The following is a 20469-nucleotide window of genomic DNA, read 5'->3' as shown; positions in this document are numbered from 1 at the left end:
ACTGAAATGGGCCATTTTTCACATAACTATCTAGCGTCTTTACTTGGAAATTTTCAAGCCGGATAACCAAGAACGCAATGATGCTGGTTTCAAAGGTTTTTTCAGCAAGACAATATTCAAATCTTTTAAGCGCTGTGGCAGTTCAGGATCCGAATCTGCTGTGATCAATGCAACAGGTACATTTTCTTGACGGTTCTCAACAATAAAATCGAGGCCAATTTTATTATTGTTTAAGTGCTGATCGACCAACCAAACCTGAATATTTTCCTGTTTGATTAATTCCATCGCTTGTTCAGGTTCTGTTGCTTTAAACACTTGATAACCCCATTTGGTCAGTAAGGTCGACATACCTTCCAAAATGGTTTCATCATTGTCCAAGCAAAGAATTTTGTAGGCCTTGGTTTTGAGCGGTACAGCCTGAGTTGGAGCAGCCACGACTTTAGGTGCAGCTACCACGGGCACTTCAATCATAAAGCAAGAGCCATGACCGAGTTCTGAGTAGACATGTACAGGGTAATCGAGCAAGCTGGTCATCCGTTGCACGATCGCAAGTCCTAGCCCTAAACCTTGTTCACCCCATGGCGAGGTATGTCCACAGCGCTCAAATTCTTGGAATAATTTAATCCGTTGTTCTTCGGCAATGCCTGGACCAGTATCCCAAACGCCAATCCGAATGTGCCCCGGACGTGCTGAGCGCAGAACGCCGACAACGACGCGACCACGTGCTGTGTAGCGCAAAGCATTACTGACAAAGTTTTGAATGATGCGTCGAATCCACTGCGGATCAGTATCAATCCAGAACTGAGCGTCATGTACGCTGAGTTTAATATTACGCTGTGCTGCAATCGACTTAAATTGTAGTTCAAGGTCACTGAGCAAATCGTGTAATGGATAAGGCTGGCGTTTCGGTTGAATTGTCCCTCCTTCGAGTCGGGCAATATCCAACAGGGCAGAGAGCATACTTTCTGCACCATGCAGTGCACGGTCTAGCTGCTGCAAGGTTTTACGGTCATCATCGTTTTGTACACTTTGTTCTAAAGCAGTGCTGAACAGACGCGCTGCATGCATTGGTTGTAATAAATCGTGACTAGCAGCAGCAATAAAGCGGCTTTTTGACATGTTGGCTTTATCGGCCTGTTCACGTGCCAATTGTTGTTCTGACAGTGCATTGGCCAATTGTTGGGTACGATCTTGTACACGGCCTTCAAGTAAGGCTTCGTTTTCACGGAAAGCGGTAATGTCAGCAAAAGTGGTTACGAAGCCGCCACCTTCAATGGGGTTACCGCGCATTTGAATCACGCGGCCATCTTTACGGATACGCTCGAACTCATGCGCACTTCCGACTTGCATCCAGTGCATGCGCTTACGAACATGTTCTTCAACCGAACCTGGACCACATTCACCACGTTCTGCGTTATAACGAATCAAGTCTGAGATAGGACATCCTACATAAACAATATCTTTTGGATAATCGAATAGTTTGAGGTACTGATTATTCCAAGCAACCAAACACATATTTTCATCGACAACTGATACCCCTTGGGTCATATGGTCGATCATGGTCATGATCAGGTTTTGGTTAAAACGTTGCCACTGCGAGGCTTGGTCAAGAATATTTGCGACTTGTCCAAGAGCCAAACCATTATTCACCATTGCAGTGGTGAGTAGAGTACGTGCCGAGGCTGCACCAATGGTTCCCGCTAAATATTGTTCGGTAAAACGCCACCACATACCGTTGGCACTGCTATTTTCATTCAGCACCACATTGTTTTGTGCACAAAATTGAGTGAAGGCACGCGTGGTTGGACCATCACCTGTAATACGTTTGGCAAGGGTAATTAAGTCACCTACTTTTAAACGTGCAACATCGTGATGAATATAACTGATGTCATTGTTTGCACTTTGTGTTGGCAGCGGTTTGGTTTCATAGTAAAAGAAACTTTCTGCTTGAATTTGTTCTGCCACGCTTGGACGGAACACACGTGATATCCAAATGTACAAAGTGATGTTGAGACCTAATGCCCAAACCACACCATGTGTCAGTGCATCAAAAGATTCAAAGCCTAGGAGCGCTTCTGGACGCAACCAACTCAGACCAAAAGGGCCATACATTAAAAGTTGGTTGGTAAAATCTTGAAATTGTGCAGGTAGACTACGTAATACCGTTGGTAATAACAGCGTATATGCCCACATGCCAAAACCTGTAATTAAACCCGCATAAACCCCTTGTTTACTACCACCACGCCAATATAAGCCACCGATGAGGGCAGGGGCGAATTGCGCCACCGCACTAAACGCTAACAGGCCAAAAACTGAAAGTTGGTCAATGTCATTAAAGAAATGGAAAAACAAGAAGCCCAGTAACATCACAGCTAAAATACAAATTCGGCGTGTGAATTTTAGAACTAAGGGCAAGCGCTTATCATGACGAGATAACAGCTTAGTACGCCACAGTGCAGGCATAATCAAGTCATTACTAAGCATGATTGAGAGTGCAACGGATGAGACTAATAGCATACCTGTAGAGGCTGAAAAGCCCCCTAAAAATGCCAATAAGGTCAACCAGTCTTGGTTATAACTTAAGGGTAACGATAGTACTGCGACATCTGGAATAGCCAAATACGCTGGTGCTGCATGGAGCGCCCAACTGGCAATTGGAATAATTGCCACAATGGTTAAAATCAGATAAACGGCAAACCAACGACGCGCACCACGAATATGTTTTTCATCACGGAGTTCTACCACCGCGACATGGAATTGTCGGGGTAGGCAGATGATCGCAAGCGCCGCCAATAATGTTTGAACCCAAAAACTTTCAGGCACGCCTTTGAGCTGCACATCTTTAAATGTACTGCTAATGTCATGGCTGATTTGTGCCATATTTTCAGGTGATTCAAATACAAAGAACAGCGCAACTGCCAATAAAGCAAAAAGCTTAACAAAAGATTCGAAAGCCACGGCAAGCATGAGGCCGCCATGTTGCTCGGTATTGGCAATTTGTCGTGTGCCAAACATCATGGCCAAAATGGCCAAAATACCGGTGAGGAACAACACGCTATTGGTGGTTTCTGTCAATCCAGCTGTCGGCTCTAAAATAACCGTAGCACTTAGCGCAATGGCGCGAAGCTGTAAGGCCAAGTAAGGAATAATGGCAATGACGGCAAGAATGGTCACCAAAGAGGCCAAGGGACCACTTTTACCATAACGGGCTGCAACAAAGTCGGCAATGGATGAAATGGCATGATGCTGACGTACACGACCGAGACGGCGCCAAATGTCATAGCCTAAAGCGACGAACAGTAAGGGGCCTAAGTAAATCGGTAGAAAAATAATGCCTTCACGAACCGCGGCACCAGTTGCGCCATAAAAGGTCCAAGAGGAACAGTAAACCCCTAAAGTCAGACTGAACAGTAACATTCTGCCGCGGGTACTGAGCCTGCTGGCATGCTTTTCACCAAAGAATGCACAAACAAAAAGTAATGCGATGTAAAGGGCCAGCACCCCGACAATGAGCCAACTATTCATAGAGCCTACAGCATATTAATCCTGCGTTAATAATACCGCATCCATCCGTTTATAAAGGTAATTGCTCAAAATTTAACGACCAAAGTCTAAATTACAAACAATAAGGAACATTGGTAAGTTTAGCTTCGAAATAATTCGAATTAAAAAATTGACGCCAAGGTTCGGCGTAAGGAGAACATTATGGATGAGAGACAGGTAGAACAAATTCTACAGAATCCAAAATTTAAGGAAATGGTGAGCCGTAAAAGTAAGCTAAGCTGGACTTTGACGATCATCATGTTAGTGGTTTATGTCGGCTTCATGCTGCTTGTAGGCTACAACAAAGAGTTTTTGATGCAATCCGTAAGCGGTGGTGTAACAACGATTGGGATGCCATTAGGTCTGAGCATTATCGTTCTGTCATTTGTGCTTTGTGGTGTGTATTCATATATCGCGAACAACAAGTTGGATGCATTAAACCAAGAAGCAATGCGTGAAGTTGAAGCAATCGCTCATGAAAAAGGACCGCACTAAGATGAAATGGAATTCATTGAAAGCACAAGCGCTGGCAGCACCAGCATTGCTCATGTCGAGCATGGCAATGGCAGGACCTGATTTAGGTGCTGCAGAGCAACAAGCAACCAACTGGCATGCAATTATCATGTTTGCCATCTTTGTGGGCTTTACCTTACTGATTACCAAATGGGCTGCGAAGCAAACCACCAACACTGCTGACTTCTATACAGCGGGTGGGGGTATTTCGGGTTTCCAAAATGGTCTCGCGATTGCCGGTGACTATATGTCAGCAGCATCGTTCTTGGGTATTTCCGCAATGGTATTCAGTTCAGGCTTTGACGGTCTACTGTATTCATTGGGCTTCATGGTGGGTTGGCCAATCGTATTGTTCTTGGTGGCTGAACGTCTTCGTAACTTGGGTAAATTCAACTTATCGGACGTGGTTTCATTCCGTTTGGCTGAAAAACCAGTACGTACTTTGGCAGCGATCAGTTCACTCGTAGTGGTTGCATTCTACCTAATCGCTCAGATGGTGGGTGCGGGTCAGTTGATCAAACTCCTCTTCGGTTTGAACTACAACATCGCTGTGGTGATTGTTGGCCTTCTGATGATGGCTTACGTAATCTTCGGTGGTATGTTGGCGACAACTTGGGTACAGATCATTAAAGCTGTAATGCTATTGTCTGGTGCGACTTTCATGGCATTCATGGTGATGAAAGGTGTGGGCTTCAGTTTCTCTGAAATGTTCTCTCAATCGATTGAAGTATTCTCTAAAGTGCATGATGTAACTTTAGCTGAAGCAACCAACATTATGGGTCCAGGTAAACTTGCAGCAAACCCGATTGATGCGATTTCTCTTGGTCTTGCATTGATGTTTGGTACAGCAGGTCTGCCACATATCTTGATGCGTTTCTTCACGGTAAAAGATGCAAAAGAAGCGCGTAAATCAGTGGTTGTGGCAACAGGTTTCATTGGTTACTTCTACCTATTAACTTTCATCATCGGTTTTGGTGCGATCCTTTATGTATCGAACAACCCACAATTCCTTGATGTAGCGAAAATGGCAGTGACTGGCAAGCTTGAGCTTGTAGGTGGTAACAACATGGCTGCGGTGCACTTGTCTGATGCGTTAGGCGGTGACTTGTTCATGGGCTTCATTTCAGCAGTAGCATTCGCAACAATTCTTGCGGTAGTTGCGGGTCTGACACTTTCAGGTGCTTCTGCAATCTCACATGACTTGTATGCAAACGTATTCAAGAAAGGTCAAACAACACCTGAATCAGAACTACGTATGTCTAAAATTGCAACTTTAGGTCTTGCGATCTTTGCGATGATTTTAGGTATCTTGTTCGAGAAACAAAACGTAGCGTTCATGGTTGGTTTGGCGTTCTCTGTAGCAGCGTGTGCAAACTTCCCAGTACTTGTATTGTCAATGTTCTGGAAAGGTTTAACCACTCGCGGTGCAGTGATTGGTGGTCTAGTTGGTCTATTAACAGCAGTTGTACTGATTGTATTGTCTAAAGCAGTTTGGGTAGATACATTCGCAATTTCTGAAACACCAATTAACCCATTCAATGGTCCAGCAATCTTTGCAATGCCATTAGCGTTCATCTGCTGCTGGTTGTTCTCTGTGACTGATAACTCAGCACAAGCACAAGCAGAACGTAAAGCATTCGATGCGCAGTATGTACGTTCACAAACTGGTATTGGTATCTCAGGTGCTTCAGATCACTAATCTGAACATCTTAAAAAGCCCCTGTAGAGGGGCTTTTTTATGCCCAAGTATTTTCAACATCTTTGCTATTGACGGGTGTAGCTTTCACCATTGAGTGTCATTTTCCAATGACCTTGTTCATCTTGATAAGGTGCTTGGTCAATCTTAAATTCATGGCTGAGTTGATCTTGCCCGATACGAAAGCTTTGCGCATTAAAACTTGTGATTGGAGCTTTGAAATTGGATTGTTTGGCATCATTGAAGGTTTGATTGGCGATGCTTTTCTCAGTATGTTCCTGATGCTTGTAATTCACATTACCCGATGGGCGAATGATTAATTCACTTTGGGCGTTCTGCCATGTACCAATATAATTTTCATGGCCATCGAGTGGTGTGTCCTTTTGGCTACAGGCTGAAATGAAAAACGCACAGCATCACGCAAGTAAAAATATACGAATATTCATTATTGTTCTTCCCATACAACGCATTTTTTACTTTGTACCTTTGTGCTTAAATTTACATCACCTTTTATGACCGTATTTGTAAGCGCAAATACTTAGGATAGGAGAGAAATGAATGTGATGACATCAACAAATATTTGCAGAAAAAATAGATGTTCATGCTAATTTAGAATAAATGTTTGGCCTCGAGATTAAGCATAAATTTCGTGATAAGAACAATTTGAATATTCGCCCAAAGCATATTGAGAAAATGAACAATGCAAGGATTGGTAGATTTTTGGAAAGGGTTTCGCTTATTGCCTTCGGCCTGGTTGTTACTCACACAATTTCTGATTTTGGTACTCACAGCTTTTACCCGTGAGAGTCCATCATTCCGTGCTTTATTATGGGTCTTGGGCGTATTGGTTTTATTGATTATTGCTAAAGTCATTCGACAAACGCCGATGTTTACGATTTTGGGGCTGAGTTTTGTCGGATGTGCGGTGCTATTTTCGACCCTGATTATGTTTGGGGTAAACGACCCGAATATTCAGATTATTGCCCATGCTTTTGAAGCCTGTGCGTATTTGAGTGCGGCTTATGGGGTATTACGCTATATGTTTGCAGACCGATATTTGACCAAAGATGAGTTGTTTGCAGCGGGTGCTGTCTTTACCTTAATTGCATGGGCTTTTGCATTTTTATATAGCATTTGCCAATTAATTTATCCCGATAGTTTCGTGAATCCAGCGGAGCCCGGCTTACAGTCTTGGCTTGATCTATTATTTTTGAGTTTTAGTTTACAGTCGGCTACAGGCTTGTCTGATTTAATGCCAATGAGTGCTCCTGCGCGAGTATTGGCCATGCTGCAAATGTTTTGTGGTGTGATGTATCTGGCTTTAATTGTATCGAGGCTAATCGCTTTACAATATATTGCCCATGTACCCAATCATCATAAATCCAAAGATCAAGAATAATGTAAGACACAAAAAAGGACGCAATTGCGTCCTTTTTTATTTCAGCTTCTAAATGGAATTAGAAACGGAATTTAGCATTTACGCCCACAGTTTGAGTGTCGCCGAAGTTTAATACTTGGCCTTTCTCAGCTTCATAGTTAGCATTTACGTAGCTCGCACCAACTGCAACAGCAGGAGTGATGAAGTAGTTTACGTTTGCACCCCAAGCTGAGTCTGGAGTACCAGCAAAGCTAGATTCAGCGTAAGAAGCACCAACGCTTAATTTAGGCGTTACAAAAAGATCAGTTTTTAATTGGAATGCTGTGTCATCACCGTAGATGATGCCAGATTCGAAACCGATTGCCATATTTGTATCGTCAATTGCACCAACGTATTTAGTACGTGCAGTGATTGCATCTTGGTCTTGACCAATTGTTGTAGCTTCAGCAGCAGCTTTAGCAACACCGTTGCCCATTACGTTGAACGCATCAACAGCAGCTTGATCAGCAACGCTAGTGTAACCAACAGCAACTAAGAAGTTTTGAGTTGGAAGCGCACCGATTTCTAATGCATAACGGTCACCGTTGTTGTCAGTGTTGTTTGCATTTTTGCTGTCAAGGATAGTGTGGCTGTAAGAAGCGCTAGCGTATACAGGAACAACTTTAGTTGGAACATAAGCTTCAGCTTTAGCGCCAAAGTTATGAGCAACAACGTCAGTGCCTTTAGAACCAACTTCGCCGTAGTTATACGCTACAGAAACGTTAGATGCTTGGTTAAGGAACGCAGCTTCAGCTAAAGGACCTTTTGTAGAGTCAACGTTTTTAAGGTAGTAAGTACCTTGAACACCACCAGTAAAGTCTTTGTCGTTTGCAGTTGTGTCGATGTATTCTGCTTGACCTTGTACTTCGAATTGGTAAGCTTGAGCACCGGTCATCGCTAATAATAAAGCAGTGGCTAAACCGAGTTTTTTCATGATTTTCTACCAGTTGTTACAAATGGATTAAACATTGTGCATTGTATTGTAACAATTTATTAAGTCAATGATCTTAAAGATTATTATTCAAGGCTTGAATCAAAGCAAATTTTCATAATAAAAAATGCAGCTTTTACTCTAACTGCGTAGTCATACTAAAAATATCATTGAGAACAATTAAATAAGAAAAGAAAAAAACTAAAAATTGGTAGGCACTTGAAAAAATCAGTCATTTTTTGATTTGAAAAAACAATTATAAATATTTATTTAATTCAAAAAAACATTTAAAAATAGTGTGAATAATAACGCTTTTGAGCCTATTTAAGCGACTGAATTGATAAATAAGCGCTGATAAGTTAGGCAAAATCAGTTTTATTGCATAATAAATATACATTTCTTTTGGGTATTTGATGTATTGGTCACATAAAAATTATTTAAATGAGGCGTAATTCATACCTTAGTGGATTACTAGGCTTTACATCAGGTTTTTAATACAGCATAATTTGTTAATCGAGTCAGAACACAGCTTAAAAGTGTGACTTTGACCCTGATTCTCCATAGTTTGTTTTTTATTCGCCCAGCTTTCCCCAAGGTTGGGCTTTTTTTTGTTTAAAAATTTTTATTGAAAGATAAAGTAAAAAATAAAGATGAATGATTATATTAAAAAATGCACCAAAATGATGCTTATTTTCAAGATTGATTGTTCTCAGCTCTGAGTAATAGGCAAAAAAAATCCTGATTTTATAGAAAAATCAGGATTTTTTAGCCAAAATCTTCGGGAAACTAAAATATTCTGCTGAGGAATGACTTTAGCGTGCCCTAATGCGGTGCATTGTGCACCAATTTATTGCGCATGTAAATATTTTATAAGGAACTATTTAGAAAAAAATACGCATTTTTTTCATTCAACTGATAAAGTCATTATTTTTCAAATATCTTTGCGGAAGAATGTGACAGATTATTCACTTTTGTATAAGATTTAGACTTAGATATATTCATTATAGTTTTTATAAATTTTTATTATATTTTATAGCGAAAAATGTCGATGAGGATGAATCAATTCTACGGCATTTTATGGGGTATGCAGCAGTGGGGCATAAATTAGATGGAAACCTTAAGAACTGAGCATATTAGCCGTCGGCTACAGATCGCCATGCTGGTCATTGTGTTGTCCATTGTTTTTATCAGTGTGCCGCTCATTGTCAGTAGTTATCAAAATTATGTGAAAAGCGCTGAAGCATTGAAAGAAATTCAAATGCTTAAAATGGTGGCCGACCTTTCCAATCAAATTTCACGTGAGCGCGCACCGGCTAATAGTGCTATGTCGAGTCATGGCAAGCAGCGTGAAGAAAAAATTGTAGAATTAAAACAATATCGGGAAGGGGTAGACCAGCAGTATCGCAACACGGTAAACACTTTAAAGCAGAAAGGCTTTACTCCGATTGCTCAACAATTAGAGTCAAATCTTGCACCTTATCTCAATAAAGGTCGCCGTACTGTGGATGCTTATATTGCTTTGCCTAGGGAGCAGCGTCATGCAGAACAGCTTGATCATGCCATCATTAGCATGTTTCAGGCCTGGGACCAAAGCTACATCGCCCTACAAAAATTAGTTAATTATTCACATGGTAAAGATACGCAAGTATCGAATTATTACACCCTAATTTTATTGCTTGCGGAGCTGCGAGATCAAGCTGGTCGTGTTGCTTCAAATATTATGGCGGCTGTATCTTTTCAACAGCCAATTCCTGAAGGAAATTTAGCACATACTTTACAGACTCAGCGCCAAGCGCGTTATTTATGGGAACTGATTCATGTGGTGCAATCAGAACATGATAAAACCAATGAGTTTAGCCAACTGCATAATGCGGTAAAAACTGAATTTCTTGACAAGGGTTTACCCATTATTGCTGGATTAGTACAGCAAAGCACACAGCAGGAACCCTACAGTTTAGATGGTACTCAATTGACAGATGCGATGGTGGATAAATTCGTGACCGTAGTCAAATTACAGAGTTATATTCTAGATTACAGTTTAAAAGTTGCGGACGATCAAAAAAATAATGCACGCGATAAATTGTTTTTCACGCTATTTTTATCATTGGTTTCACTGCTGACTGCCGTGATGACTATGATTTATGCAAAAAAATGGGTGTTTGAGCCACTCATTCGTGCACGTTATCAGTTGTTTAAATTGGCTAGACATCCACAGCCGCCCGTCGCATTGAATGAGGTCAATCAGAAGATAGTACAAAATGATTTTTTAAGCTTATTTGATGCAATTCATCGTATTGAAAATATGTTGCAGCAGCGTGATGCCTTAGAGTTTCAACTGAAACATATTGCCAATTCAGACTCTTTAACAGGTGTAGCTAATCGTTTTGCACTGGATGAATACATTAAGTTCCGTGAGTCTCAACCCTCGCAGTTTAAACAAACAACTTTAATTATTATTGATATCGACCACTTTAAGCAGGTGAATGATCAATATGGGCATATCGTTGGTGATGTTGTGATCCAACATGTCGCGAATCAACTGCGTCAACATGTAAGATCTTCGGATTTGGTTGTACGTTATGGCGGCGATGAGTTTTTGGTGCTTATTGAGGGCATTGAATTAGATAAAGCCCAAGAAATTGCAGAAATCATTCGGCTAGACATTCAACAAGCACCGCTAAGTATTGCCAGCGAAGTTCCACATTTGGCGATTACCGTGAGTATTGGTGTTACGGTTGGTGCAACCAGTTGGATCAGTTTATTAGAGCGCGCAGATCAAGCACTGTTTAGAGCAAAAGCTGCGGGTCGTGACCAAGTATCGTCTTAATCACTATATTTTGCTTACTCAATGTAAAGTCTATTGTTCGTCTTTATAACGATTTGAACAGGCTTGCCCTGAAAATGAAGTGCCTGTTTTATTCCAACATTGTGCAGAACTGATCTTACCTAAATTGTATTGCAAGACTGCTTCTGGTTGCCCATCGCTATACCAAATTTTATAAATATTATGGCGCACACCATCGCGGTAAGACCCTTGACGTTCCAATTTTCCATTTTCAAACCACATTTTTAAATCGCCAATCAATTTATTGTTTTGGAATGTTGCGTAGGTCCAAGGATTACCATTTTGATACCAGCGCTGGCGTATACCACTTTCAATTCCATTTTTATATTTCATGGATAGCGCAATTTGCCCATTGGGATGCCATATCTTGTAATCACCCTCAGACTCACCATTGATGATTGCGCTTTCTTGTTCCTTCAAACCGTTGGCAAACCAAAACTGTATTTTTCCTTGATAGTACCCATCTTGATATTCAATCTGACTACGTTTTTTGCCATTAGGGTAATAACTTTCAAATACACCTGAGCCTTTAATATCATCAGGAAAATGAATGAGATGTTCACACTCGCCATTTTTAATTTTATCTGAGCTTAAGAATATCGTAGTGAGGGCATCACCATTTGCATAGGTATATTGGTTTTCAAAAATACCTTTTTGTGCGGTTGGCGTGCTGTGTGCAATACATTGTGGGAGGTCTTTCCAAGGACTAAGATCTGGATCTTCTTGAGAAACAAACAGCACCATATATTCATTGAGGTAGCCATCGGCAAAACTTGCGATCGGGCAGATTAAAAGACCAAAACAAAGTAGAAATTTATTCATTGTTGATTATTCTTGTTGAATGAGAAAAATATAAATATGTGTCATCTATACCGATGATTGACCGAGATATGATAAGTGCGATTGAGGATAAAAAGAAACAGTATTGGCTTACTTCACATTTTATAATTTTAACTGAATCCAAAATTGAAAAATAATCACATGAAAAAAATATCAGTTCTATTTGTGCTTTTTTTCGGGCTATATGGCTGTACTAAGCAGGTGAGTGTTATGAAATCAGCACATTCCGCTTCGTCTACAGTTATAAATAATCAAGCCGATATTCGGGTACAAGAGATTACTACTTTGTTCAATGAAGCACAGACGCAGGCCGTGTTTGTGACCTTTGATGGTTCAACTTGGCGGCAATATGGTAATGATTTAAAACGTGCTCAAACAGAATATATTCCAGCGTCTACATTTAAAATGTTGAATGCTTTAATTGGTCTACAGCATGCTAAAGTGACCACGAACGAAATATTTAAATGGAATGGCGAAAAGCGTGCGTTTCCCACTTGGGAAAAAGACCTGACATTGGGCGAGGCGATGCAGGCCTCCGCTGTACCTGTTTATCAGGAACTGGCAAGACGAATTGGCTTGGCTTTAATGCAACAGGAAGTTAAACGGTTAGGTTTTGGCAATGCCAATATTGGTAAACAGGTGGATAATTTTTGGTTAGTCGGGCCGTTGAAGATTACGCCTGAACAAGAAGCTCAATTTGCGTATCAGCTTGCGACACAGACCTTGCCTTTTGATGTTGTTGTACAGAAGCAAGTCAAAGACATGCTTTATATTGAAAGCCGTGGGGATGCAAAGTTATATGCCAAAAGTGGTTGGGGTATGGATGTAGAGCCGCAAGTTGGGTGGTATACCGGTTGGGTAGATGATGGTCATGGCAAGATTACAGCGTTTAGTTTGAATATGCAGATGGCTGCAGGGGATGATGTGGCGGAGCGTAAGCAGTTGACGTTGGATGTGTTGGATAAGTTAGGTGTGTTTCATTATTTACGTTAATTTTTTGAATTTTGAGTTTTGAGTTTTGAGTTATTTTTCATTGCATAGGATTTATCTTACTTTTGAAAGCACAAAAGTAAGCAAAATGCTTTTGTTTGCCTGAGGGCACATCCGTGCTGCCCCAGTCAAACAGGCGACATTCATGTCGAAAGTTATGTGATTGAATTTATGATTTTTTGAAGATATAAAGTATACAAGTCTTTAATATTTCAAGAAAATGAATCAGTCTCAAAAACAACGGTTAGAAGAAATTTTTAGAAAAAATGAAAATATAGGAATAGCAATTTCGATTACGGGGTCTTGGGGAGTTGGGAAAACTTTCTTCTGGAATAGTTTTTTAAAAGCTCAATCAATCAAAGAACAGGAAAGGAAGTATTTACCACTGTCCGTAAGGCTTAAACATAAGAGTTTTTTTGATAAAAAATATGCTTATGTTTCTTTGTTTGGTATAGAAAATTTATCTGATCTTAAAGCTGCTATATCCACAAATATGAGTAGTAATTACTTTAATCAAGAGTCCACAAAGAACTTTGAAATACCTACATTCATCAAAAAGGGACTTACAGCTTTAAGAGAGGTTAAGCTAACGAGCAGCGAATATGGAATTAGTTCTTCTGCACGAATTTTTGAATCCGTGTTATATGCTCAAGTTAAAGATGCGATTATCTGCTTTGATGACTTTGAACGTATGTCAAACAAGCTTGATATAAAAGATGTCATGGGCTTGGCAAATCAGCTTAAACTAGAAAGAAATTGTCAGGTCGTTTTGATTTTAGATGAAGATAAAGCTGAAGGAGAGAATAAGAAAAAATATGCTGAATATAAAGAAAAGTTGATTGATGAAACCATAAAAATTACATCTGTTGAACCTTTGATTCGTGCAAATACAAAAGATATAGATGATGATTTAGTTAATTTGATGATTAAATTTGCTGAAGAGTTAGAGATTCATAATTTTAGATTTTTTCAAAAAGTCATAAAATTGTATAGCCAGTTTCTAGATCAACTACCTAAAGTGGTGGCCGATTCCACTAAACTAATTATTCTAACTAGAATTCTACAAGGTTATTTCATTTCTGATTTTGGTGTTAAATATGATTTTCAATGGGAAGATATCCAATTGGTTCTCGAAGATAATCAAAAAGATTGGTCTGAGAGGAAAGTTAAAACATATAAAGCATTACAGAATATTTCGTACAATTTTATACATTCTGATGTATGGCTTAGTGAGTTCAAAAAATGGTTTGATCAAGTAGATGAACTGGATTTCGGTTTATTAAAAGAGTTAGCTAGTTCTGAATTGATATCCGAAAAAAATAATGACTATACAAAAAGTTTTCATGCAATAACTAAGAAATTTTGGAAGTTGCAAGCAGATGAAAATTTTCCTAAAGATTTATTTGAAATAACAAAAAAAGTAATAGGCTTAGAAAATTTAGGAAATATAAGTTTTGCAATTAAACTTCTAGAGCTATTTGGGCATTCCGATCAAGCGATCGAATTAGAATGTATTACATGTGAGTGGATACATGAACAAATGATTAGAAATAGAAGATCATTTATAGGTATAAATCAATTAGGTGAAATTAGACCCGTTTTTGAAGATTATATTGAAAAATTTGAGTTGAGTTCTGAACATTTACCAATTCTAGTTGATGCTGTTTTTAAAATATTTGTTAATGGCGCTGGAAGTAGTGAGGATGAGTTATCCGTAGAAAAAGCGAATAAACAACAATGGAAAGAACTGTTATTTATTCAAATCCTCCAAGATGAAAGATTTAATGATATTAATAGTAGCTATATAGTAAAAAAAATACTCGAAAGGCCTACTGCCTCAAATTTTAAAGCTTCTTTTAGAACAATGATCACTGAAATCTATGAAGAAAAAGGAAAAGAATCTGAATTTTATAAAAATTATATGGATTATCTGATAACTCGACTAGAGAACTAAATCTCCCCCTAACCCTGAGCCATATATGGCGCAAGGAAAAAGAGGGGGGGAACTCCACTGAATTAATAATGGAATACTCCCTCCTTTATTAAAGGAGGGTTGGGGAGGATTGAATTACTTCAACATCGGCTTTAAGAACTTCGCTGTATGCGATACTTTATTCTTCGCCACTTGCTCTGGCGTACCTTCGGCAATAATCATACCGCCGCCAGCACCACCTTCAGGGCCTAAATCAATCACCCAATCGGCAGTTTTAATCACATCCAAATTATGCTCAATCACCACAATGGTATTACCCTTGTTGCGAAGCTCATGCAGGATATCGAGTAACTTGGCAATGTCATGGAAGTGCAGACCAGTTGTTGGTTCATCAAGCACATACAAGGTTTTGCCTGTATCGCGCTTCGCCAACTCACGAGCCAATTTGACACGCTGCGCTTCACCACCCGAAAGCGTGGTTGCAGATTGACCTAAACGGATATAACCCAAGCCAACTTGGTTCAAGGTTTCCAAACGACGGTGAATCACAGGAATAGCGTCAAAGAAATGCATTGCATCTTCTACTGTCATTTCTAACACATCTGAAATGTTACGACCTTTATAGCCAACCTCTAAAGTTTCACGGTTATAGCGTTTGCCGTGGCAGGCATCACAAGGCACGTACATATCAGGTAAGAAATGCATTGCGACTTTAATCATGCCGTCACCTTCGCAGGCTTCACAGCGACCACCTTTCACGTTAAACGAGAAACGACCTGCCGCATAACCACGTGCTTTGGCTTCAGGTGTTTGCGCAAAAAGTTCACGAATAGGGGTAAATAAACCGGTATATGTTGCAGGGTTTGAACGTGGCGTACGACCAATCGGGCTTTGGTCAATATCGACGACTTTATCAAGGAATTGTAAGCCATCAATCGAATCAAATTTCTCAGCCGTTAATGTGGTTGCACCATTCAATTGAGTCGCTGCAAGCGGTAACAAAGTACGGTTAATTAGCGTTGATTTACCTGAACCGGACACACCTGTTACACAAGTCATTACACCTAGAGGAATAGTCAAATCGACACTTTTCAGGTTATGACCCGCAGCACCCATCAACTTGATTTGTTCTTCAGGTTTTGGCGGTTGTGTGCGTGTTTTCGGCACATCAATACTGAGCTTTCCTGATAGATATTGACCAGTTAATGAATCTGGATTTGCCAAAATTTCATCATAAGTCCCTTCGGCAATCACATGACCACCATGCACACCTGCACCTGGGCCAATATCAATAATATGGTCGGCGGCACGGATCGCATCTTCATCATGTTCTACAACTAGTACGGTATTACCTAAGTCACGCAAGCGTACTAGGGTTTCCAATAGGCGGTCATTATCACGCTGATGCAAACCAATAGAGGGTTCATCCAGCACGTACATTACGCCCATCAGGCCCGCGCCAATTTGCGAAGCCAAACGAATACGCTGAGCTTCACCACCGGATAGGGTTTCGGCAGAACGTGACAAACTTAAGTAGTTCAAACCCACTGAAACTAAAAAATGCAGACGTTCACGAATCTCTTTGAAAATCTTATCAGCGATTTCGCCTTTGGCACCGCTTAAGTTGAGGTCTTGATAGTAGCTTTCAGCATCGCCGATCGACATTTTGGTGATCTGTGCGATGGTCTTGTCCAAAATTTTCACATTACGTGAGATTTCATTCAGACGTGAACCATCGCAGGCATCACAGGCAGCATTGGATAAATACTGCGCCAAATCCTCACGGACATAGTTCGATTCCGTTTCACGGTAACGACGTTCTAGGTGAGGCAAAATACCTTCAAACGCTTGCACACGTTTGTGTGAGCGACCACGTTCATCAATATAACTGAGGTCAACTTTTTCTTTACCCGTACCATAAAGGAATTTCTTTTTGGTCTCGGCATCGAGTTCATTCCACGGCGTTTCTAAAGAATAGCCAAAATGATCGGCAACCTTTTGAATCATGCTGTAGTAATACGGACGCTGACGATCCCAGCCGCGAATCGCACCTTGGCTAATTGATACATCTGGACTTGGAATGAGTTTTTCGGCACTAAAATGGCTGCGGGTTCCTAAGCCATCACAAACAGGGCAGGCACCAAAGGGGTTGTTGAATGAAAATAGGCGTGGCTCAAGTTCACCGACAGCACGGTCACATTCAGGACAAGAGTGTTTCGCGGAGAACACACGGTCTTCTTTTTCACCTTTCATCCACGACAAAATGGCAATATCGCCACCTAAACGCAGTGCAGTTTCAAAACTTTCGGCAATACGATTACCTAAGTCATCACGGACTTTGAATCGGTCAACGACGACTTCAATGGTGTGCTTTTTCTTTTTATCTAGTTCAGGTGGGGTATCAATATCAATGACTTCACCATCGACACGGGCACGGACAAAACCTTGACCTTGTAATTGCTCAAACAGGTTGGTGTATTCACCTTTACGGTCACGTACTACAGGTGCGAGCAGCATCAGTGCTGTACCTTCTTCTAGCTCTTTAACTGCATCAACCATTTCCGACACGGTTTGAGCCACCATCGGTAAGTCATGTTCAGGGCAATACGGTGTGCCGACACGTGCATATAGCAGACGTAAATAGTCATAAATCTCGGTGATTGTGCCGACCGTAGAACGCGGGTTATGACTCGTCGATTTTTGTTCGATGGCAATTGCGGGACTCAAGCCTTCAATCGAATCGACTTCCGGTTTTTCCATTTGTGATAAGAACTGACGCGCATAAGCAGACAGCGATTCCACATAGCGGCGTTGGCCTTCGGCATATAAGGTATCAAAGGCTAAAGAGGACTTACCTGAACCGGAAAGTCCCGTAATTACCACAAACTTGTCGCGTGGAATATCGAGTGACACATTTTTTAAGTTATGGGTACGTGCGCCTCGAATACGGATATGACTTTGGCTCATGCAAGGGTCCTGAAAAGTTTCATCGAAAAACTTGTATATGATAGCGCATGAAAATTGTTCAAGTGTAAATTAAACCTAGATTTATGCATGTCTTTGTGAGAAAAAGGCCGAAACAAAATTTGATTGATCACGGAAATGCCAGCGCGCATTCAGGTGTAATCAAGACAGGACAATTCGAAAGATGACAGTTTTAGTAAAAGTAACAGGCTGTGTTGCCGTATTGGTCGCTACATTTTTATTGGGTGCGTGTACGGAAACAAGCCACCTGAAAGTCGAAAAGTACAACACCCTGCAAGAAGCAACGACCGCGCTGAATCTTGAAAATGAAAAAATCGATTTATATATTGCTGAATTAGGACAAGCCAAGACGGATACAGAAAAAAAGCATCTAGCTTGCGACAAAATACCGAAACAATATGATTATGTATTGGCTCTGGTGGATGCCAACCAACACCTAATGACGGATGATGATCAAACAGTTCAAGCGCAATTTAAACAAATGGCTTTGGAGCAAAAAGCGCGCTTTACCAGTAGTCTTTGGTGTAAATAAACGGACAATGCGAAAAGCCACTTGAAGACTAATTCGATAGCGACTTTGATTTTTTAAACAGAAAGTGCTTATTGAGGTTATTTCAACACTAAGTCAGGAGTAGACTAGGCGAGTTTTTGCTAATGGAATATAAGCATGTTGTCTTTATTTTTAAAAAGTTTAATGGGCGCGCTGGTCGTGGTGCTGATTGCTCTGCTGTCTAAAAGTAAGGCTTTTTATATTGCTGGCTTAGTTCCGTTATTTCCGACTTTTGCTTTGATTGCACATGTGATTGTAGCCAGTGATCAAGGAGCGGCGGCTTTACAGAAAACTGCACTTTTTGGCATATGGTCACTGATTCCATATTTCATTTATTTGCTGATGGTTTATGTGTTGGCTACACGTTTAAGCCTCGTGGCATGTTTGAGTGTGGCAACCGTAAGTTGGATAATTGCCGCAGCGGTCTTGATTTATACTTGGCAAAGTTTTCAAGCTTAAAAATGTCTGTAATGGTATTTGGAACTTTGATTAATAAAACAGCATAAAAATTAAAAAATATTCATTTTTTCCAATTGTTTATTAAATATGAGTGTGATGTTTATCACACATTAAATCACTATAATGGCCAAAAAAATGACTTTATAAATAATACAAGAGCAACTTATGTGGGTAAAAATTTTAATTTGTTTGTTGGGGCTCTGCACAGGGGTGATGGCTTGGGCTGAAGATACCAAAATTCTTGGCTTTGAGCAGTTTATTGAACCACAAGCGGGACAAAGTTATAGCGTAAAGGCATCGGCTATTGCACCTAATGCTCAAATGTGGTCGGTGGTTTATATGGTGTTGCAGACCAATCAAGTTCCTGACGACACAGTATTAGATTTTAAAGTACAGCCTCAAGGTATTTTATTTAAAAATAATCCTGCCAAAAAAATTGACGAATATGGTTTCGAGGGAATCCGATTAGCGAATAAGAAAGAATTTGCATTTTCGCAATATTCAGATTTTGCAGAATTAATTCAGGATCAAACTGGTAAAACGATTCAGGATGCCTCTGTGTTTGATGTGAGTCGTGCACACGTCTATGCCAGAGTTGAAGACTGGGTGCCTGAATATAATGCACAATCCACGCAGCTTAATATTGAACTGGGGCAAATGCATGAAATGGATGTGAAAGGTTTATATATCGTCTTAGGTGAAGGTGAAAAACCTAAAGACTTAAAGGCCATTGCCAATCTTGATCCTTTAATGAAATCACAATTCCAATCCGAAGAAACACAAGATCGTCACCGTATTCGCAGTGAAACACGCGAAGCCAAATTTGCTATTTTTTTAGTAATGATTGGCGTTGGTATTTTCTTAGGGTGGTATCGTTTTAAAAGTTAATTTTAGTCTTTAAATTTATTATCTGTTTGTATAACCGTCCTAGGGTAAAGACGGTTATATGTATAGCTTTTATTTTAAATAGGCCAAGTCCGTTGTTGGTAGGCACTGTCCCAAAACATCCATTCTAATTTAGCGGCATCGGTATAGGCTTTATGCATTTTGGTTAAGGTGTCAGCATCACAAGTCGCTGCGACTTTATCAATCGTGTGAATGACATTGTTCACTGCAGTATTAAATTCTTCACCTGAATAGGTGTCGATCCATGCTTGATAAGGGTTGTTTGGTACTGATTGATTCACAATGGCTTTACCCACTTCTGCATAAATCCAAAAACACGGCAACAACGAAGCCAGAACGACTGGATAGCTTTCTGACCAGGCTGTTGCGGTTAAAAATGAAGTGTAATGGTGGCAGGCAAGGGTCAGTGGTGTATTTTCAAATTCTTCTTTGCTGATGTTAAAGCCTTGCATAAAGTCATTGTGTAAGCTGCGCTCGACCACAATTGCAATTTTTGCCCCTTCAGAAAACTGAATGACATCATCTGCCTCAAAGGCTTTTGCGGCACATACAGCTAAGGCACGACCATAGGCCAAAAGATAGTGGGCATCTTGAATCACATAATGGCTGAAGGCATCTCGGCTTAATGTGCCTTGAGCCAGTTCCTGATTAAACGGTAAATTTAAAATCTGCTGATACAGTTCAGCATTACGTTGCCAAACATCTTGCGAAAAAAGCATTGGATCTTCCTACAAATTCAATCAATGAAGCATGTGCATGCCATATGGTGGCATCAGAATAGAATGTTTCATCTTAGAGTGTTTATTCAAAATGTAACGAAGATTTTTTTGGTTTCATTCATAAAAAGCGTCATAATCGCGG

Annotated in this window: 15 protein-coding genes; 9 read left to right on the top strand and 6 right to left on the bottom strand. The window is 40.3% G+C overall.

The genetic code is table 11. From position 1 onward, the window contains the following. Positions 1-39: 39 nt before the first annotated feature. On the bottom strand, positions 40-3525 hold the full coding sequence (locus tag A9J31_RS00785; RefSeq protein WP_067761563.1) for a hybrid sensor histidine kinase/response regulator: 3486 nt from the start codon (positions 3523-3525) through the stop codon (positions 40-42). 180 nt (positions 3526-3705) lie between these two features. On the opposite strand from A9J31_RS00785, the gene A9J31_RS00780 reads away from it, so the two are divergent. Both A9J31_RS00780 and A9J31_RS00775 read left to right on the top strand, forming a co-directional pair. After that, the gene (locus A9J31_RS00780; protein WP_067761561.1) at positions 3706-4038 is read left to right on the top strand and encodes a DUF485 domain-containing protein; all 333 of its coding nucleotides are present in this window, start codon (positions 3706-3708) and stop codon (positions 4036-4038) included. 1 nt (position 4039) lies between these two features. Beyond that, positions 4040-5755: a cation acetate symporter gene (locus A9J31_RS00775; protein ID WP_067761559.1), complete on the top strand. Its 1716-nt coding sequence runs from the start codon at positions 4040-4042 to the stop codon at positions 5753-5755. A gap of 65 nt (positions 5756-5820) precedes the next feature. On the opposite strand, the gene A9J31_RS00770 is transcribed toward A9J31_RS00775, so the two are convergent. Beyond that, positions 5821-6048, bottom strand: coding sequence for a hypothetical protein (locus A9J31_RS00770; protein ID WP_081410225.1), 228 nt, complete (start codon positions 6046-6048; stop codon positions 5821-5823). 404 nt (positions 6049-6452) lie between these two features. On the opposite strand from A9J31_RS00770, the gene A9J31_RS00765 reads away from it, so the two are divergent. Beyond that, a complete protein-coding gene (locus A9J31_RS00765; RefSeq protein ID WP_067761555.1) occupies positions 6453-7151 on the top strand; it encodes an ion channel in 699 nt (232 codons plus the stop codon). 58 nt (positions 7152-7209) lie between these two features. On the opposite strand, the gene omp33-36 is transcribed toward A9J31_RS00765, so the two are convergent. Next, entirely contained in the window at positions 7210-8103 is an 894-nt protein-coding gene (omp33-36, locus tag A9J31_RS00760) for a porin Omp33-36 (protein ID WP_067761553.1), read from the bottom strand. Between the two features lie 1105 nt (positions 8104-9208). Here omp33-36 and A9J31_RS00755 point away from each other — a divergent pair. Continuing rightward, the gene (locus tag A9J31_RS00755) at positions 9209-10927 is read left to right on the top strand and encodes a GGDEF domain-containing protein (protein ID WP_067761550.1); all 1719 of its coding nucleotides are present in this window, start codon (positions 9209-9211) and stop codon (positions 10925-10927) included. Between the two features lie 30 nt (positions 10928-10957). Here the strand turns inward: A9J31_RS00755 and A9J31_RS00750 are convergent, their stop codons facing one another. Further along, a complete protein-coding gene (locus tag A9J31_RS00750; RefSeq protein ID WP_067761548.1) occupies positions 10958-11767 on the bottom strand; it encodes a toxin-antitoxin system YwqK family antitoxin in 810 nt (269 codons plus the stop codon). A 228-nt stretch (positions 11768-11995) separates the two neighbouring features. Here A9J31_RS00750 and blaOXA point away from each other — a divergent pair, with 228 nt between their 5' ends. Continuing rightward, entirely contained in the window at positions 11996-12778 is a 783-nt protein-coding gene (gene blaOXA, locus A9J31_RS00745) for a class D beta-lactamase (protein WP_081410224.1), read from the top strand. A 217-nt stretch (positions 12779-12995) separates the two neighbouring features. Beyond that, the gene (locus A9J31_RS00740) at positions 12996-14729 is read left to right on the top strand and encodes a P-loop NTPase fold protein (RefSeq protein WP_067761544.1); all 1734 of its coding nucleotides are present in this window, start codon (positions 12996-12998) and stop codon (positions 14727-14729) included. A gap of 114 nt (positions 14730-14843) precedes the next feature. Here the strand turns inward: A9J31_RS00740 and uvrA are convergent, their stop codons facing one another. Continuing rightward, positions 14844-17675, bottom strand: a complete 2832-nt coding sequence (gene uvrA, locus A9J31_RS00735) for an excinuclease ABC subunit UvrA (protein ID WP_067761542.1) — start codon at positions 17673-17675, stop codon at positions 14844-14846. Positions 17676-17856: 181 nt separating this feature from the next. Here uvrA and A9J31_RS00730 point away from each other — a divergent pair, with 181 nt between their 5' ends. The 3 genes from A9J31_RS00730 to A9J31_RS00720 all read left to right on the top strand — a co-directional run bounded on the left by A9J31_RS00730 (position 17857) and on the right by A9J31_RS00720 (position 19590). Continuing rightward, the gene (locus A9J31_RS00730; protein ID WP_067761540.1) at positions 17857-18225 is read left to right on the top strand and encodes a hypothetical protein; all 369 of its coding nucleotides are present in this window, start codon (positions 17857-17859) and stop codon (positions 18223-18225) included. Between the two features lie 135 nt (positions 18226-18360). Further along, on the top strand, positions 18361-18702 hold the full coding sequence (locus A9J31_RS00725) for a GlpM family protein (protein ID WP_067761538.1): 342 nt from the start codon (positions 18361-18363) through the stop codon (positions 18700-18702). 165 nt (positions 18703-18867) lie between these two features. Then, positions 18868-19590: a hypothetical protein gene (locus A9J31_RS00720; RefSeq protein WP_067761536.1), complete on the top strand. Its 723-nt coding sequence runs from the start codon at positions 18868-18870 to the stop codon at positions 19588-19590. 74 nt (positions 19591-19664) lie between these two features. On the opposite strand, the gene tenA is transcribed toward A9J31_RS00720, so the two are convergent. Next, positions 19665-20327, bottom strand: a complete 663-nt coding sequence (gene tenA, locus A9J31_RS00715) for a thiaminase II (RefSeq protein ID WP_067761534.1) — start codon at positions 20325-20327, stop codon at positions 19665-19667. Positions 20328-20469 lie beyond the last annotated feature (142 nt).

This window comes from Acinetobacter gandensis (genome assembly GCF_001678755.1).
Classification (GTDB): Bacteria; Pseudomonadota; Gammaproteobacteria; order Pseudomonadales; family Moraxellaceae; genus Acinetobacter; species Acinetobacter gandensis.
This window is presented reverse-complemented; position numbering and strand designations above follow the sequence as displayed.